Below are 17,534 nucleotides of genomic sequence, written 5' to 3'. Positions count from 1 at the left end.
TCGCCTCGCGGTCGTTCGCCGCCCGGTCTTTCCCAGCAACATGACAAGGCTGTTACAACGTGCGGGGAAACCCTGCGGCTAAATGCTCACCGCTCCGGCGCTCGCCGCCGCCTGACGCAATGCGGCGATGTTGCCTGCGTAGGCCGAAGGGCCGCCACGGAACGCCGCGGAACCCGCGACGAGCGCGTCGGCGCCGGCCTCGACGATCGCGGTCGCCGTCTGCGGCGTTACGCCTCCGTCGACTTCGAGGCGGATCGGACGCCGGCCGATCATCTCGCGAATGGCGCGGATTTTTTCGAGCTGGGACGGAATAAAGCTCTGACCGCCGAAGCCGGGGTTGACGCTCATCACCAGCACGAGGTCGATCTCGTCCAGCACATATTGCAGCGCGCTTTCATGCGTCGCCGGATTGAGCGACACGCCCGCCTTCTTCCCGCGCGCGCGTATCGCCTGCAGCGATCGGTGCAGATGCGGCCCCCCCTCGGCATGCACCGTGATGATGTCGGCGCCGGCGTCGGCGAAGGCGCCGATATAGGGATCGATCGGCGAGATCATCAGATGCACGTCGAGCGGCAGGGTCGTATGCGGACGCAGCGCCGCGACGACGGCGGGCCCAAAGGTGATGTTGGGCACGAAATGTCCGTCCATCACGTCGAGGTGGATCCAGTCCGCCCCCGCGGCCTCCATCGCGCGCGTTTCTTCTCCGAGCTTCGCGAAGTCGGCGGAAAGGATGGAAGGGGCGATGAGGATGTCGGACATGGGGACTCGGGCGTCGATCGGCAGGATTGTTATCTGGCGATGATGAATCCATCAACCATAAGAATGACACGGAGTCTGTTCAGATTGACTGCAGCGGGGGCGTACAGACAAGCTACAGGCTGTTTACGGGAGGGGAGTCTTTTGACAATACTGGAACGTCGTTTTTTCATCGCATCCTGCGCCCTGTTCATGGCGGCGGCGATGCTGGTGTCCGGCGCGGCGCGAGCGCAAAGCGCCGCCCGAACTCTCGAGGGGCGCCTTTCCGTCCTCTGGGCGGATCCGCGCCCGGGTCTTCCAGGCGGCGCCATACGTTTCAATCTCACGATGGCGGACGGCTCCAACGTTCCGTTGAGCGTGGCGTCGGTCGACCAGCTCGCCGCCATTCGCGCCTTTGGCAAGCGCGTGCGGATCGAAGGCCATGACGTGGGTCGGGCGGCGCCCCAAAAGGCGGGCGCCGCGCCGATCGCTGTCGACAAGATCTCCGTTCTGGACGCCGATGCCGCGCCCCGCGCCGCGGCCGCCGTCCCGACGACCAAACGCGTTCTCTTTATTCTGCTCAAATACAAGGGCGACACACAGACCCCCCATACCCCCGCGTTTTACTCAGCGCTGACAAACCCGCTGACGCCCAATACAACCTTGAAGATCCCGGCGACAATCAACGGTTTCTTCACTGCGACGTCATGGAACAATCTCAAATGGAGCGCGGATATCGCCGGCGTCGGCGGATTGAACCCGACGCAATGGCTGACCTTGCCGAAAACGAAATCCGGCTATGCGAATTGTGGCTGGAGCAGCGCCTGCGCCGACGTGTTTCAGCTTGCAAATGACGCCATGGCGCTGGTTACGGCGCAGGGCGTGAACGTCGCTCTCTACGACAATATCAACTTCGTCGTGAACAACGATCTCGATTGCTGCGCCTGGGGCGGCGGCTTCGTGTATCAGAGCAAACTCTACGGGGTGACATGGGAGCCGCCGTGGGGCCAGGACGCGAGCATTTATGTCCACGAAATGGGCCATAGTCTCGGCCTGCCGCATTCGGGCTGGACGTATCATGCGTATGACAGTCCATGGGACGAGATGAGCCGGGGCTCTCGGGCGCAGCAGGTTTCCTGCGGCACCTACCGCTCGGCCAACAGCGGCGGAGCGCTGGATACGCTCTATTGCTCGGAGCCCGGCGGCGGTTACATAGCGCCCTACAAGGATAAATTGGCTTGGATTCCCGCCGCGAACAAAGTCGTCGTGAATAGCATATCGACGCGGACAGTGACGCTGGAAGCCGATTCGACGCCGCTCGGCGCGAACCCCAAGATGATCAAGATCTGTCTGGTCAATCGGGCGTGCGACGGCTCGACGGCGCAATATCTGACGGTCGAGGCGCGGGTAAAAACGGTTGCTTACGACAAGGGGCTGCCGGGCGAAGGCGTGATCGTCCATGATTTCAAAGCCAACCGAACCCCTGTCGGCGCGGGCAACGCCTGCTTCTTCAATACCCAAAGCGGATGGGCGATGCCGATCGACGCGACTCCCGGGGACTATCGCGGCGCGCCCTATTGCGACAGCGGAGGCCGGCCCTACCCGAACTATGCGCTCAACAATGCGCAATACACGGTAGGAAAAACCTATCTGTCCTCAACACTCGGCATAAAGATCGAAGTATTGAGTCGCGTAGGCTCGACCTTCTCTGTTCGCGTTACGCGTTCCAAATAAAGGAGCAGGCCCGGTCCTCCCGGATTATTATCGCGAGGCCCGGGCCTGCCCTTTCCTGATCCTTACTCCGCAGCCTTCTTGCTCGCGAATTGCGGGTCGAGCGCCCCGCTCGCATAGCGCTTGGCCATTTCCGCCATGGGAATCGGCTTGATCTTCGACGCCTGGCCGGCTGTGCCGAATTCCTCGTATCGCTGCCTGCAAACCTTGACCATCGCCTCCTGCGCGGGCTTCAGATATTTGCGCGGATCGAATTCGCCCTTGTTCTTGCCCAGCGTCGCGCGGATCGCCGCCGTCATCGCGATACGGCAGTCGGTGTCGATATTGATCTTGCGCACGCCGAATTTGATGCCGTGCTGGATCTCCGAAACCGGCACGCCCCAGGTCTGCGGCATCTCGCCGCCGGCCGCGTTGAAGGCGTCCTGCAACTCCTGCGGCACGGAGGACGAGCCATGCATCACGAGATGGGTGTTGGGCAGGCGGCGGTGGATTTCCTCCACGACATGCATTGCGAGAATGGCGCCGTCCGGCTTGCGGGTGAACTTGTAGGCGCCATGCGAGGTGCCCATGGCGATGGCGAGCGCGTCGACCTTGGTGCGGGCGACGAAATCCTCGGCCTGCGCCGGGTCGGTCAGCAACTGGTCGTGCGAGAGCTTGCCCTCGGCGCCGTGCCCGTCTTCCTTCTCGCCTTCGCCGGTCTCCAGCGAGCCGAGTACGCCGAGTTCGCCCTCGACCGAGGCGCCGACCCAATGGGCAAGGTCGACGACGCGGCGGGTGACGTCGACGTTGTACTGATAATCCGCAGGCGTCTTGCCGTCGGCCTTGAGCGAGCCGTCCATCATCACCGACGAAAAGCCGAAGCGGATCGCGCTGGCGCAGGTCGATTCGCTGTTGCCGTGGTCCTGATGCATCACGATCGGAATGTCGGGATACATGGCGATGAGCGCCTCGATCATCTTGGCGAGCATGATGTCGTTGGCGTAGCTGCGCGCGCCGCGCGAGGCCTGGATGATGACCGGCGCGTCCACGGAGGAGGCCGCCTCAAGAACCGCGAGGCCCTGCTCCATGTTGTTGATGTTGAAGGCGGGCACGCCATAGTCGTGCTCGGCGGCGTGGTCGAGCAGTTGCCGAAGTGTAATGAGAGCCATTGTCGCCTCCGCTGAATCTCAAGCCTTAAGTAGGGTGATGGCCGCGTCGGCGACTGCCTCCGCGGTGATGCCGAAATGTTTGTAAAGTTCGGCCGCCGGCGCGCTGGCCCCGAAGCCTGACATGCCGATGAACATGCTGCGCTCGCCGAGCCAGCGGTCCCAGCCGAGCCTGACCGCCGCCTCGACGCCGACGCGCGGGGCCGCTCCAAGCACCTTGGCGCGATAGTCCGCCGGCTGCGCCTCGAAAAGCTCCCAGCAAGGCATGGAGACGACAGCCGCCTTCACGCCCTGCCCCGCCAGCGCGTCGGCGCCGGCGAGCGCAATCTCGACCTCCGAACCCGTGGCGAGAATCGTCACGTCGCGGCCGCCCGCCGGCTCGCGCAGCACATAGGCGCCTTTGGCCGAGAGATTCTCGTCAACCGGGCGATCGAGCGTCGGCAGGTTCTGGCGCGACAGGCTCAGCACCGACGGCGTGTGACGGGCGCCGAGCGCCAGCTCCCAGCACTCCGCCGTCTCGATGGCGTCGGCGGGCCGGAAGACATGGAGATTCGGCATGGCGCGCAGGGACGCGAGATGCTCCACCGGCTGATGCGTCGGGCCGTCCTCGCCAAGGCCGATGGAGTCATGGGTGAGAACGTAGATCACCCGCAGGCCCATCAGCGCCGACAGACGGATCGCCCCGCGCGCATAGTCCGAAAAGACGAGGAAGGTGCCGCCATAGGGCACGAAACCGCCATGCAGCGCGATGCCGTTCATCGCCGCGGCCATGCCGAATTCGCGCACGCCGTAATGGATATAGCGGCCGGAGAAGTCGTCGGGCGCGACCTCGCCCATCCCCTTGGTGATGGTGAAATTGGAGTGGGTCAGATCGGCCGAACCGCCGATCGTCGCCTGCGTCGCGTCATTGATGACGCCGAGCGTCATCTCGGAGGACTTGCGGGTGGCCACCTTGGGCTTTTCCGTGGCGAGCGATCTGCGAAAGGCCGCGAGCGGCGCAGCGACCTCGGCGGCTGCATCGCCCTTCAGGAAGCTTTCGAAGGCGGCGCCCTTCGCCGAGGCGGCGCGCCGCGCCTCCCAGGCCTTGCGCGCAGAGGCGCCGCGGCCGCCGGCCGCCCGCCAGCGGCTCATCACTTCCTCTGGCACGTCGAAGGGAACATGCGGCCATTCGAGGGCTTCCCGCGCGGCGGTGACCTCGCCCGCGCCGAGCGGCGCGCCGTGGCTGGACTCCTTGCCCTGCTTGCCGGGCGAGCCATAGCCGATGAGCGTGCGGCAGGCGATCATGGACGGGCGTGGATCAGCTTTGGCCGCCTCGATGGCCCGCGCCACCGCTTCCGGATCGTGGCCGTCGACTCGCGCCGTGGACCAGCCGGCGGCGGCGAAGCGCGCGAGTTGATCCATGGAGGTCGCGAGGCTCGTTGGGCCGTCGATGGAGATCGAATTGTCGTCCCACAGGACGATCAGCCTGGAGAGCTTCAGATGTCCGGCGAGATCGATCGCCTCGTGGCTCAGCCCTTCCATGAGACAGCCGTCGCCGGCGATGACGTAGGTGTGGTGATCGACGAGTTCGTCGCCGAAGCGCGCGGCCGCAAGCCGCTCGGCGATCGCCATGCCGACCGCCGTGGCGAGTCCCTGGCCGAGCGGGCCGGTCGTCGTCTCGACGCCCGGCGCATGGCCATATTCCGGGTGCCCTGCCGTCGGCGCGCCGAACTGGCGGAAGTTTTCGAGATCGGCCTTCGTCATCCCCGGATAGCCGAGGAGGTAATGCAGGGCGTAAAGCAGCATTGAGCCATGGCCGGCGGAGAGCACGAAGCGGTCGCGGTCCGGCCAGTCGGGCTGCGAGGCGTCGAATTTCATGAATCGCTGAAACAGCACGGTTGCGACGTCCGCCATGCCCATCGGCATGCCGGGATGGCCGGATTTCGCCTTCTCCACGGCGTCCATGGCCAGCGCGCGAATGGCGTTGGCGCAGCGGCGCGTCTCTGTTGCGGCGGGCGGATCGAGTGCTTCGGACATTGTCGGTTCTTTCAAGACGCGCTCTTCTTGCGTTTCACGAGTTCGAGAATCCTCGGCGTGAGGATGAGTTGCATGGCGAGATCGAGCTTGTTGCCCGGAATCACGATCGAATTGGCGCGCGACATCCAGCTCCCGGCGATCATAGCGACGAGATAGGGGAAGTCGACGTCACGGGGATCGCGAAAGCGAATCACGACGATCGACTCGTCGGGCGTCGGAATGGAGCGCGCCACGAAGGGATTGGAGGTGTCGACCGTCGGCGCGCGCTGGAAATTGATGTCCGTCTCCGAAAACTGCGGACAGATGTAATGCACATAATCGTGCATCCGCCGCAAAATGGTCTCGGTCACGGCCTCCGTCGTGTAGCCGCGGGAGTTGCGGTCGCGGTGGAGCTTCTGCGTCCATTCGAGATTGATGACCGGCACGACCCCGATCTTGAGGTCCGCATAACGGGCCACATTGACCTCGTCCGTCACCACGGCGCCATGCAGGCCCTCATAGAACAGCACGTCCGTATTGGGCGGCAGCTCCTCCCAGTCGGTGAAGGAGCCGGGGGGCACGCCCAGCAGAGCCGCCTCGTTCTCGTCATGCGCGTAGTGGCGATAGCGGCCGGAGCCCGTCTCGCCATATTCGCGAAACAGGTTTTCGAGCTCCGCGAGCAGGTTGGCTCCCGGACCGAAATGGCTGAAATGGTAATTGCCGCCCGCCTGGGCCTCGGCCATCCTGGCCTTCATCTCCTCGCGGTCGTAGCGGTGGAAGCTGTCGCCCTCGACATAGGCGACCTCGATCCTCTCGCGACGGAAGATCTGCTCGAAGGTCGCCTTGACCGAGCTGGTTCCGGCGCCGGAGGAGCCGGTGATCGAGATGATGGGGTGTTTGACCGACATGGGCGCTTTACCCAGTGAGTTCCTCGTCGAGCATGGCCGGCGACCCCGCCCGCAGGCTCCCCGCGCCCGGCTTGTCGCACGGCCGCACGGCAAAGGAAAGACTGAAGGACCAACTCGCGGCGCAGGATCGGGTTTCGGGGCGCGCGGCGGCTCCGGCCGCTGCGAAGGGAAGGAAACGCCTGTCGTCTCGCCGACTCCCCTGAAGCTGGACGCTCCAGTCGCCTGCGGCGCGCTTTTGCCCCGACGCGCCGACCTCCTGTCTTGACTTGCCGCCATCCGGCGACCTATATCCCTCCCCGCTGGAGGCTGCTTCAAGACAGCCCGGGGCGGAGTAGCTCAGTTGGCTAGAGCAGAGGAATCATAATCCTTGTGTCGGGGGTTCGAATCCCTCCTCCGCTACCAAACAAAACAATCACTTATAAAAATCATTGCTGGCGTTAGGCTCACTATAGTCTCCCAGACGCGAGCCCGAAAAATCCACACGAAGAGGAGCCAGTTCGTCATCGAACATCGTCGACGCGCACGATCGCGTCGTTTCCGCAGGCGCGAATCATCCGGTCGACTTCCGCGTATGGCGTAGCGCGTTTCGGAGCAGATATCTTCAACGTGACTGTGCAGTCGCTCATGCGCTCGTCTCCTGAGTAGAACGCAACCATGCCCTGCGACGCGACAAGCGACGTGGTGAAGCCGCTGCGCACTTTGAGACGATAGGGAATTCCCGAGACGAATTTGAGCAGGGCGTCCTTCGAGGCGAAGAGCGTGCGCGGCTCAAGCTTTATCGGCGACGACGGTGGTTCAGCAACGGGCGCAGTTGACGGGCGCGCAGCGGTCGGCGGGGAGATGGCTTGCGACAGAGGCGGCGCACTGCGGCGGGCGACGTTACTTCCCGGTGTGGTCGGCGCGACGACGGCCGGCGATAGCGCTCGCTCGCTTGGCGTTTGCGGCGCTCCGCGCTGCGTGTCGCCGACGATGACACCGATCATATAGAGGGCCAGCACGCCGCCGGTCAAAAGCCCGACGACGCCGCCCTGCTGCCCGAACTTGAAGATCAGCCCAAGGCAGACGAGCACGCTGATCGTCGCCAAGGGATAACTGAAGAGGGCAGCGCGGACTGGCGGAAGCCAGATGGTCATGAGGCCGAACAGCAGCAGCCCGGCGCTCATGTAGCCGCCCTTGTCGTTCTTGAGCGCCAGTGAGAGGAAGAAACCTATCCCCGAGCCGAGGACAATCAGGCTGCTGACGAAATTCGTTTCGACGAGCACGCTGCCGACGCCGATCAACGCGGCGGCCAGGACAGCGACGCCCTTCAGGCCGCTGTTGAGGAGTCCTCGGAAAAAGCGCGAGAGGTCGTCCCAGGTGAGCTTCGCCCAGGTCGCGCGATCCCCGGACTCCCATGCCTCTGCTCGCATCGTGCGGAGCGTCTCCTCATGCGCCTGCGCGGCGCGGTGCAGCTCTTCCAGTTCTTCGTCGATGTCGCGATAGGCTCTCTGCCGCCGACGCGCCTCTTCAGCTCGCGCGTCCTCGCCGCCGGCGCGATCGTATCTGGGAGCTTCCTCTTCCTGTCGCATATACGAGCGCTTGAGCTCGTCGAGGACGAAGGCGTAGGCGGTGTTGAGCTCGACCATCGACTCGTGGGTGCCGCCCAAATCCGGATGTCGCGTCTTGCTCGCGCGTCGATACGCGGCTCTGATCTCGTCGAAGCTTGCGCCTCGCGCGACACCAAGTATGTCGTACGGGTCGCGCATCACTCGGCTCGTGTCGTCGGAGTCATGGGTTCACTGCCCGCGCAGCTGGCGGATCAAGGCGTCGACCGAGAGAGGAACCTGCGTCATCGACTTGGATGATTCCGTCTTGCCGATCATCAACGAGAACGACAGCGGCGCTTTCGGCGAGCCGGGATTGGGAGCCGAACACTCCTCGGCGATTAGCGTACCGGCGACGCGGCCGCCCGCAGGAACGTAGACGGCGCGCGGCACTCCGACGCTGAGATCGACGCCGTAGGCGATGGCGTTGGGGCCTGGCAGAAGCGGCAGGCCCCCATGGGCGTTGCGAACTTCGGTGCATGAGCCCATCGACACCGAACCCATCGCGATGCCCATGTAGAGGTTCATGCCCGAATTGTTTGTAATCGCGTAGGAAATCGATGTGCGCCAGTCGAAGAGATTGGCTTTGGCGGCTGTGGCATTGGCTTCGAGCTTGAAGGATTCTGGGACGAGCTGCTCCTGCAGGGAGTTGTCTTCCAACACCTGTGCGACGGCCGGCGAAATCAACGCAAGAAAAACAACCATGGCCCTCAGCATCTTTGCCTCCAAATGCATTGAAGAGGGCCATAGCAAAATCCGGACAATGGCCCGGGTCAAGTGATTGGGACAAACGCCGTGCTTCCGGCCTCGCTACGGCCTACGCATTCACAGAGGGGAACAATCGCCATGCCCAAAGCCGAACTCGGTATGAAGCGCCGATGCCTGAGTTGCAACGCGTTGTTTTTCGATCTCAACCGCGCGCCGATAGTCTGCCCCAAGTGCGCCGCCGTTTTCCAGGTTGTGGAGATAGCGCGCTCGCAGCCAAGACGGACGCCGGCGCGTCCAGCCGCGGCCGAGAGACCGCCTCCAGTCGACGCCGCGGAGGCCGATCTGGCCTTGCCAGAGGTGGAAGTGCCGGACGATGAGAGTGACATTCTCCCGATCGAGGAAGACGAAGAAATCAAGGTCGAGGACATTGTAGAAATCGAGCGCGATAATGAGGGTCCGAACCAGTAGCCGGCTGCGGACGAATGTCGCCATGGTGAGAAGCGAGCCCCGCGAAAAGCGAGGCTCTGGAATTCAGAAGAACGACAAGCTCTCGCACTGCCGTTCATCCATCAGGGCGGCGAGACATTCGAGCTGGATGCTCTTGATGTCTTCAGTCAGGAAGCAGACCGTGTTGCCGCACCCGGCCTCAAAGGCCTTGAGCACGTCGAGCGGATCGCGCACGAGAAAGAGCTGTCCACTCCCCACCTTGTCGACGCCGAAAATGTGCTCTTGCGGGTCGAGCCCGTTGGGGAAGGTGAGCAACGGGGTGTCGTCCTTCACCGTGCGGCCCATGTAGCCGACGATCGTCCCATCCTTGGTCGCAACCGGCAGAGCGAGGCGCCCCCGATTGACGCCAGAGTTTGCATAGCCCGCGCTCCAGGCGCGGAGGGTCTCGGCGTCGACACCGAGCCCCGTCAACGCCTCGTGGCCCGGGTCGAGAGACTTGGCGTACGCCTCTGCGTCGAAGCCTGACCGTCTCTCCCGCCGGGGCTGGGGGGAAGCGTTGGAACGGGTCAACGCTTCGCCGGCCGCGCACAACTTCTCATAGAGTTCCTTTGCGGCAGCGTATGCGCCGTTCGGGTCTTTGCGAGGGTTGCCGCGCACGAGCGAGGCGAGTTCGATCTGATCGCCGCCGGCGGGGCACTTGAAGCAGTTGAACGCACCGGTCTTGTCGCGTCCGCCGTCACTCGTGACGACGAAGCAATCGACCCCGTTGCAGAAAGGGCATGCGCCTTTCCATTGCTTGGGGCTCCTTTGCTTCAATCTCGGCAAACCGAGATAGGCGATGACTTGCTCCATCGAGACGGTTCGCTTGAGTTCGTCGAAGTCGATCTTGTAGCTAGCTGTGGACATCGCGTCCTCCTCTAATTGCCTGTTTGAATTATACTTTCAGCAGCACAGCCAAGAGAGGAGATGTGCACATGTCCGCGATTGATCAGAGGGCGCAGCGAGAGGCGCATAAGAGCGAGAACCGCCAACCGGATTACGTGGTGAGAGCCAAGACCGGGCCGGGCCGCAAGGAATGGTGCACGATCGGCTCCGCGTGGACACGCGACAACGGAGAGGGAATCTCCATCAAGCTGCATGCGATGCCGATTGGCCCGCATTGGAACGGCGTGCTGAAGCTGCTGCCGCCCTATGCAGCCGACGACGCAAGCGATGCGTGAGGGAGGCGTTCCCTGACGCGAAAGGCCGCCATGTGCGGCCTTTCAGCTTGGCCAGCCGCGCCTATCCTGCAAGGATAAGGTCGTCATGGCCGACCCGTTTCCAGGGAGCGGCAAAGAGGCGGCCGGTCGGAGCCGGCGTTTTCATGAAGTCGCCGAAGCCAGGTTCCGCGCGAAAGCCGAACATGGTGCTCCTGCCGTTCTTCGCGATGAGCGCGAGTTCCTGCATGACGTTTTTCATCCGCGCTTCGCTCGTCGTGGCGAACAGCACACAGAGATTATTGATGCCGAGATGGTCATCGATGATCCCTGCGGCGACGATCTCGCGATAGGCGAGGATCTTCGGTACGATCACGCCCTTGATGCTTTCGGTCGCCTTGTCGGCCTCCAAGGCATAATGCCGGTCGCCGATCGCGAATAGCGCATCGGGTTCGACGAGGGTGTGACGGCCGTTCAGTTCGACCGGAATCTTCAGCGGCTTCGGCTGGGCGCGCGTCATCGCCGGGGCGGCGCGCAGGATGTCGATGTGGGATTTGTAAGGCGCACCGACCGCACGCGCGCCGATCTCGATGTCGAGGGCGATATCGGAGGCCATGTGGTCATGGGCTAAGCGGATGATGCGCGAGGGCGTCGTGCTGTTGCCCCCGATGCGGCTGTTCGCGACCCAATCCTCAGACGGGATGATCCCCTTGGCGCGAAGCAGCGCTTCGGCGTCCGCGCCGAGGCGGTGCATGTCATCGACCGAGAGGTGGTTGGCGAGGAGGATGTCTTCGCTGAGGCGATGCAGCCAGTGCGAGCGCTGTCCGGCGGTGCCGTGCCAGAGCGCGCCTAGGCGGGCCTTGGTGAGGATGGGATGACGCGCGCCGAATGCGACGAGCTGGCGCGTGGTCAGTTGCGCGTGGCGGGACAGCGGCTCAAAGATATCCCGGATGTCGTTGTCGGTGATGCGCACGCCCTTCGCCATCGCTTGGCGAGTGAGATGCGAACGGCGCTTGTGTTCGGTCGCGGATGTCATACGCGACGGATATGATGAGCGAGAGCAGCCGTAAACGTGACGCATGTGACGCCAGGCGCAGCGGTGGACGGCGAGGGTACGCCATGCTCCCGTGGAGAAATTTTACCACGGGCGAGATTTTTCCTCTGGCTCCGTACCGCAAGGTCGTGTGATTCTTGATCCTGCCTTATGACGCATCAGGATTGCGGCGCTTTGACTTTGATGCGGGGCGGTCAGTGGAGCCTTCCTGCGGTTCGTGGTGCTGGTCGGTTTTCGAGTCGATGGAGTTGGCATACATGTCTCGGTTGCGTTGCCTGACAAGGGCGCGTTCGGCCTCCGTCATGGTAGCGAACCGGGACAATGCGTTTAAGGGAAAACGCATCGATATCGCCTGCGGGGTAGCGCCGCGAACGAAAGTCGCGAAAGAGCCAACCTGCTGATCGCGGATGAAGTCAGGCACGGTATTCATGTCGCGCGCCATGGCGGAACGATCTGCACCTTCAATGCGCGAGGCCATCTTGATGCTGGTGTTTGCGGCAAGCGCCCGCAGCACGGGCGATTCAATCTGGCCGAGATACTGGTGAGCGAGCACGAGGCCGATATTCTGCTGGCGCGCCTCGGCAAGGATGATCTGCACCTTCGGGTCGTTGTGGATGTAATTGTGGCATTCGTCGACGTAGACGAAACAGGGAAGTCGTTGGCTGCGCGGGAGCGACGAACGTTGCGCCGCCGCCTGATTGATGAGCGCCAGGAAGAAGCGGCCGAACAGCTCGGTGCCTTCTTCCTTGAGCAACCCCTTTTCGGCATTGATCAGGATGACCTTGCCTGGTGTGTTGGTCTCGGCGAACAGGTCGATCTTCGACTGCGGGCTGGAGAACATGCGCAGGAATGTCTGATTACCGAGCACGGCCCACAATCGAGCGATGACTTGTTCCTTGGTCTGCTTCCATTGTGCATTGGCAAAATCGGTGGCGAAGAATTGGCGCGTCGTGTCGTCGAGCGTATCGATATACGGCTGATATTTCTTGGGGCCGTTCGCGAGGATGTCGTGGAAGGTATGAATCGTGGCGTTGGGGATTGCGAACAGGGCGCGGGTGACAAACCGGAACAGCGTCGATTGACGGCTGGTCATTTCGGCTTGCAGCAGTGACCCGATGATGAAGTCATACATCTCAAGCGCGCTATTGGTCAGCTTCTCCTTTTCGAGCGGCGATAGCGTTGCAAGCCGATCCAGCTTCATGTCGAACAGATTGACCGCAATCGGATATTCCACATCGGCGGCGTCGAGGAGGCATAGCTTGCCATCGAGCGGCTGTCCGGGGGCGAAGAGCTTGAGGCCCCACAGCTCCTCGATCAGCTGGTGCTGGCTATCGATGACGACAATCGAACATTCGCCGCGTGCGGCGCGTTCCAAGTCCTTGGCAAGAAGGTAGTGTAGCGCCGTTGTCTTGCCCGCGCCGCTGCCGGCCACGATCCAATGGTGCTCGTTGCGAATATTTTGGGGGATGTCCGTGCCGAGCGGCGTCGTCAGAATGCTCGCGAACGGCGTGCCGTCGAGGAACGGGGATGGGTCGTCGAGATGGTGCGGCTCGGCGAGTTTCGGGGGCTTGTCATATTTCCTGCGGGCGATGCCGGAGATGCGATAGACGTTATCTTCGTAGCGATCCGCGAAGGCCGGAAAGTGCGAGGCGTTGAGCGGGCGGACGAGGGTCTCGACGAACCTTCCCGGATTGACCAGCGTGCCGAGTGGCGAGGTGATCTCGCCATCGCCGACAATCTTTGGCAGGGCGGTGATGGCTGCTTCGATAGCAGCGAGACAGGCCTTCCGCATGGCGATGAGGGATGATTCGTTCATGCGTGCGATCTCGCGGCGCATCCGGTCGCGCCAGCGGATGCCGTCGAGATTGTCCAGGTCTGCCGGGATCGGCGGAACCTCCAACATCATGTTCTCGGCGTACAGCGATCGCAGGGACTCGAAGAGGGTGTCGTGCAGGCTGCGCGGTAGCTGGACATGGCGCAGCACTGAATCGGCGAAATCGTTCTTGCTCGGGAGGTCGCGGGAGAGGGAATAGGCTTGCCGGAACAGGTTTCGCGCTTCGGCAGTGTGGTCGGGCTTCTCGGAAAGATCGATGGCCTTCAGTAGTTCAGCGATAAAGCGGATTGGGAACCAGACGATGATGATGGCGAGGGCCATTGCCGTTGCACCGAGGAAGCCGCCCCAGGTTCTCGGGCGTGCCGCCGGCTGTGGCATCTCGGCCTTGACTTGGTTCCAGACGGTCTCCCACAGAGTCACAGTTCGTATACGACGGAGCACTCCGTCGTCCCAGAGGCGCGCGACAGGTGCTCGGCGACTTCCTCCAACTTCAGACGTAGCGCTGTCTCCGCCTGGTCGGCGGCGATGAGGTCGGGCCAAACGCCGAGCAAGGTCTTGCGGGAAAAGGCGAAAAGATCGCGGAGGAAGAACAGACCGAAGTCCTCTGCGTTGAGTTTTTTGATTTTCTCCGGGTCCGTCACGTCCGGGGGGAGAGGCGCGCGGAAGAAGACGTAATGGCCGAGGCCGGCATGCCTGAGCAGGTAGCGTTCCTCCTCGCTAAAATGGATGGTGAGATAGATGCAATAGGCCGGAATGGAGATGCGAGCGAACCATCCGGTCGGAATCCGGCGTTCCTCACGCTCCCGGTCGATTCTCACTCGCATTCAGCCAAAATCCGCATCCTTTTGGCTTTCGTCAAGGCTTCGCAGGGCCGGCGATAGCCAGTTTTACGCTCTACTTCCGTAGTGGCTAAGGCTCTGGTAACTTAGTTAAGGTGTTTTCGTCTGTGTAGCTGCCGTTGGCAAGGTCTCACATTCGATATTAGATTTCATTCGAATCCCGAACAGTGGTGATTCGTGTGCAACCAGCGCATTCCAAGAGAACTTATGACGAATAATTCAAGCCCATACCCAAGAGGGTCAGAGTGGCGGCAATGGGATCTTCACATCCATTCCCCGGCTTCTTTTCATTGGCGGGGCGAGAAATTCTCACCCGGATTCGATCAGCCTCGGGATATTACCCTGGTGGACGAAATGATCGAAGCGCTAAATGGCGCGACGCCAGCGGTTTTTGGGTTGATGGATTACTGGTGCTTCGACGGTTGGTTTGCCATCAAAAAAAGACTTGCCCAGAAGGGAGCACCGGTTCTCAAAAAGACTTTGTTTCCTGGAGTCGAGTTACGACTCGCCGCTCCAATGCAGGGCCGACTCAATGCGCACGTTCTTTTCTCAGACGAAATTTCTGACCAGCATCTATTGGACTTTCTTTCTCGCCTCAGACTCGAATTGACTGATCAGCCACTTTCTCGTGGCGCGCTGATCGACTATGCGCGGCGAGTTGGCAAGGACAAGTTAAAGGTTCACGGCTTTGACAAGGCTGATGTTGATCACGACGACCAGAAAGCTCTGGAAGCAGGGTATGTGGTCGCGGAACTCAAAGTTGATTCCTACAAAGATGCGATCCGAGCTGCTCCCGCCAACATGGCAGTCGGCTACATGCCCTTCACGACGAATGATGGATTGGGTAGCATCAAGTTCTTGGAACATTATGCGTATGCGATAGGCCTCTTTGAGGCTTCTCCGATTTTCGAAGCCCGAGACGATGCTACTTGGAATGCCTTTGTGGGACGGAAAGTTGAAGGTAACGAGAAGTGGATCGAGAATTTTCAAGCTGCGTTGCGAAACGTTCCGCGTCTTCCAATCTCGGGCAGCGATGCTCACCAATTTGTAGGGGTGGTCGGGGACAATGATCGGCGCGGTTATGGCGATTTTCCATCGGATAGAATTACCTGGATAAAGGCAGACCCGACTTGGCTTGGCCTCCTCCAAACGATCAAGGAACCGGCAAGACGCTGCTATATTGGCTCGCAGCCGCCTAAGCTACAACAAGTGGCGAAGAATGGTTCTTTTTATGTGAAGTCAGTTTCGATTTCGAAGGTCTCCAATAGCGCGCTTGCCGATATCTGGTTTGATGGAATTGATGTCCCACTAAATCCTGATCTCGTGGCGATCATCGGCAACAAGGGTAGCGGTAAGAGCGCATTGGCGGACGTGCTAGCGCTTCTTGGAAACTCCCAGGAACGAAAGTTCTTTTCATTCCTTAAGCCCGATCGCTTCAGGGGGAAATCTGGCGAGCCTGCTCGCCAGTTTAATGGCACACTTAATTGGCTCGCGGGCGAATCGTATCAAATGAACCTGGCAGACGATCCGTCGTCTGAGCGAGTGGAGTTGATTCGCTACATTCCTCAAGGACGATTTGAAGCGCTTTGCAATGACCACGTGGCTGGAAGGTCAGGCGCCTTTGAACGAGAGCTTCGAGCGGTAATTTTTTCGCACATTTCTGATGAGGCCCGCCTTGGTGCGCTCGACTTCGATCAGCTAACTGAAGAACAAGAGAAAGGTTTTCGAGGAAGATTAAGCGAGGCTCGAAAGAATCTAAACGCGGTTAATAGGTCGATAGCTGCGATCGAAGACCAGATGCACCCCTCTGTTCGGCAAAACATCGAGGAGCAGATAAGGCTTAAGCAGGTGCAGCTCAAGTCGTTGCAGGAGGCGAAGCCGGCACAAATAACTGAACCGTCAGAGCAGTTGACCACGGAGCAACAGGAAGCTGCTACCAAGCTGAACGAGATTTCGAAATCTGATGCAGAACTCGTAGTAGAAGAAAAAGCCTCTCGCGAGCACCAAACTCAAATTGCAGCAATCAAAAACGCTGCCAAGGAAGCAATCGAGCGGATTGATCTGTTCGAGACACAATTGGGAGCTTTTCGAGCGGAGTTGACGGTTCCTCTATCTAAACTAGGCATCAAGATCGACGATGTAGTCTCGATTGCGATTAATCGCGAATGCGTCAACAAAGCAATAGATGACGCACAAGCAGAGGGAGTGATAGTTGCCGAGAAACTCGCTGCGATGGCCGCAATGCGTGAGCAACATGCCGCAACAAAGAAAGTTGCGGCTGCTGCGCTCAACGAACCCCAGAGGCTCTACCAAAGTTATGTGTCGTCATTGAAAGAGTGGGAAAAGAACGTTGAGGTTCTTATTGGGTCCGAGAGTGTGCCGGACAGTATGAAGGGATTGGAAAGGCGTCGCGAACAAATTGATGCATTACCGGCGCAGCTTGAGGCAAAGCGGAAAGATCGCGCCACCCTGACGGCGTCGATTTTTGACGTATTGTCTGAACAACGTGATGCTCGTTCTGCACTTTTCGTGCCTTTGCAAAAGCTTATCGCCGATAATCAGTTGATCCGCGAGGAATATAAGCTGCAGTTTAAGGCAGAGCTGTCGTGCTTTCATGATAGCATTTCCGATAATTTGTTCTCCCTAATAAAGCAAAATGCGGGCAACATAAGGGGCGAGGATGAGAGTCGCCAGCAAATTAAATCACGCTGCGACACGCATGATTTGGACAAGAAAGACGGAGCTCTCGCATTTGTTGATGACGTACATAGCCTGTTGCAGGACGCTGCACGCCAAAGCACCCGTGAAGGATTCGATCTTGGACCCTTGATGCGAAAAGGTAAGGTGCCTACGGACGTGTATGACTATATTTTCGGGCTAGGTTATCTAGAGCCAAAGTACACGCTGCTATTCCAGGATACTCAGATCGAACAGCTATCGCCCGGCCAGCGCGGTGCTCTTCTCCTTATCTTTTACCTGCTCGTAGATAAGGGCCGCAATCCGATTATTCTCGATCAGCCTGAAGAAAATCTCGACAACGAAACTGTGGTCAGTTTGCTAGTGCCTGTCCTCAGCGCGGCGAAAGAACAACGGCAGATCATCATGGTGACGCACAACCCAAACTTAGCAGTAGTGTGTGACGCGGAGCAAATCATTTTTGCCGAGTTCGATAGAAAGGCCGGCTCTGTTATCCGCTATTCGACCGGCTCGATCGAGAATTCGAGGTTAAACGGACACGTTGTGAATGTGCTTGAGGGCACGAAGCCCGCTTTCGACAATCGAAGCAAGAAGTATCATTAAAGAAGCACACAGCACTGGGCGGGATGTGCCCGAAGCTAATCACTATGGCTGGTCGCAAC

The 17,534-nt window shown here is 60.6% G+C and carries 14 protein-coding genes and 1 tRNA gene; 5 read left to right on the top strand and 10 right to left on the bottom strand.

Going from position 1 to position 17,534, the window contains the following annotated elements; genetic code table 11:
- Positions 1-78: 78 nt before the first annotated feature.
- Complete coding sequence (gene rpe, locus LG047_RS14155; RefSeq protein WP_227967436.1) at positions 79-759, bottom strand: ribulose-phosphate 3-epimerase; 681 nt, start codon at positions 757-759, stop codon at positions 79-81.
- A gap of 141 nt (positions 760-900) precedes the next feature.
- Here rpe and LG047_RS14150 point away from each other — a divergent pair, with 141 nt between their 5' ends.
- The gene (locus LG047_RS14150) at positions 901-2,469 is read left to right on the top strand and encodes a hypothetical protein (protein WP_227967435.1); all 1,569 of its coding nucleotides are present in this window, start codon (positions 901-903) and stop codon (positions 2,467-2,469) included.
- A 62-nt stretch (positions 2,470-2,531) separates the two neighbouring features.
- Here the strand turns inward: LG047_RS14150 and fba are convergent, their stop codons facing one another.
- From fba to LG047_RS14135, 3 genes are read right to left on the bottom strand one after another with little or no spacing between them, the layout of a single operon-like run.
- Positions 2,532-3,614, bottom strand: a complete 1,083-nt coding sequence (gene fba / locus LG047_RS14145) for a class II fructose-bisphosphate aldolase (protein WP_227967434.1) — start codon at positions 3,612-3,614, stop codon at positions 2,532-2,534.
- An 18-nt stretch (positions 3,615-3,632) separates the two neighbouring features.
- Complete coding sequence (tkt, locus tag LG047_RS14140) at positions 3,633-5,627, bottom strand: transketolase (protein ID WP_227967433.1); 1,995 nt, start codon at positions 5,625-5,627, stop codon at positions 3,633-3,635.
- 11 nt (positions 5,628-5,638) lie between these two features.
- Positions 5,639-6,514, bottom strand: a complete 876-nt coding sequence (locus LG047_RS14135; protein WP_036283250.1) for a phosphoribulokinase — start codon at positions 6,512-6,514, stop codon at positions 5,639-5,641.
- Between the two features lie 325 nt (positions 6,515-6,839).
- Between LG047_RS14135 and LG047_RS14130 the strand changes: the two genes are divergently transcribed.
- A tRNA-Met gene (locus LG047_RS14130) sits at positions 6,840-6,916 on the top strand.
- 98 nt (positions 6,917-7,014) lie between these two features.
- On the opposite strand, the gene LG047_RS14125 is transcribed toward LG047_RS14130, so the two are convergent.
- Both LG047_RS14125 and LG047_RS14120 read right to left on the bottom strand, forming a co-directional pair.
- Entirely contained in the window at positions 7,015-8,259 is a 1,245-nt protein-coding gene (locus tag LG047_RS14125) for a DnaJ domain-containing protein (protein ID WP_227967432.1), read from the bottom strand.
- Positions 8,260-8,289: 30 nt separating this feature from the next.
- A complete protein-coding gene (locus tag LG047_RS14120; RefSeq protein WP_227967431.1) occupies positions 8,290-8,814 on the bottom strand; it encodes a hypothetical protein in 525 nt (174 codons plus the stop codon).
- Positions 8,815-8,943: 129 nt separating this feature from the next.
- On the opposite strand from LG047_RS14120, the gene LG047_RS14115 reads away from it, so the two are divergent.
- A complete protein-coding gene (locus tag LG047_RS14115; protein ID WP_227967430.1) occupies positions 8,944-9,273 on the top strand; it encodes an FYDLN acid domain-containing protein in 330 nt (109 codons plus the stop codon).
- A gap of 63 nt (positions 9,274-9,336) precedes the next feature.
- Here LG047_RS14115 and LG047_RS14110 read toward each other — a convergent pair whose 3' ends face one another.
- Complete coding sequence (locus LG047_RS14110) at positions 9,337-10,158, bottom strand: hypothetical protein (protein WP_227967429.1); 822 nt, start codon at positions 10,156-10,158, stop codon at positions 9,337-9,339.
- 68 nt (positions 10,159-10,226) lie between these two features.
- Here LG047_RS14110 and LG047_RS14105 point away from each other — a divergent pair, with 68 nt between their 5' ends.
- Positions 10,227-10,472, top strand: coding sequence for a hypothetical protein (locus tag LG047_RS14105; RefSeq protein ID WP_227967428.1), 246 nt, complete (start codon positions 10,227-10,229; stop codon positions 10,470-10,472).
- Positions 10,473-10,533: 61 nt separating this feature from the next.
- On the opposite strand, the gene LG047_RS14100 is transcribed toward LG047_RS14105, so the two are convergent.
- The 3 genes from LG047_RS14100 to LG047_RS14090 form a co-directional block, all read right to left on the bottom strand.
- Positions 10,534-11,421, bottom strand: a complete 888-nt coding sequence (locus LG047_RS14100; protein WP_227967427.1) for a replication-relaxation family protein — start codon at positions 11,419-11,421, stop codon at positions 10,534-10,536.
- A 229-nt stretch (positions 11,422-11,650) separates the two neighbouring features.
- Positions 11,651-13,756, bottom strand: a complete 2,106-nt coding sequence (locus LG047_RS14095; protein WP_227967426.1) for a type IV secretory system conjugative DNA transfer family protein — start codon at positions 13,754-13,756, stop codon at positions 11,651-11,653.
- Entirely contained in the window at positions 13,753-14,160 is a 408-nt protein-coding gene (locus tag LG047_RS14090; protein ID WP_227967425.1) for a hypothetical protein, read from the bottom strand. The genes LG047_RS14095 and LG047_RS14090 overlap by 4 nt, the downstream gene beginning before the upstream one ends.
- A gap of 222 nt (positions 14,161-14,382) precedes the next feature.
- Here LG047_RS14090 and LG047_RS14085 point away from each other — a divergent pair, with 222 nt between their 5' ends.
- On the top strand, positions 14,383-17,475 hold the full coding sequence (locus LG047_RS14085) for a TrlF family AAA-like ATPase (RefSeq protein ID WP_370635055.1): 3,093 nt from the start codon (positions 14,383-14,385) through the stop codon (positions 17,473-17,475).
- Positions 17,476-17,534 lie beyond the last annotated feature (59 nt).

It is taken from the genome of Methylocystis sp. WRRC1, from assembly GCF_020733155.1.
In the GTDB taxonomy this organism is placed as follows: Bacteria; Pseudomonadota; Alphaproteobacteria; order Rhizobiales; family Beijerinckiaceae; genus Methylocystis.
This window is presented reverse-complemented; position numbering and strand designations above follow the sequence as displayed.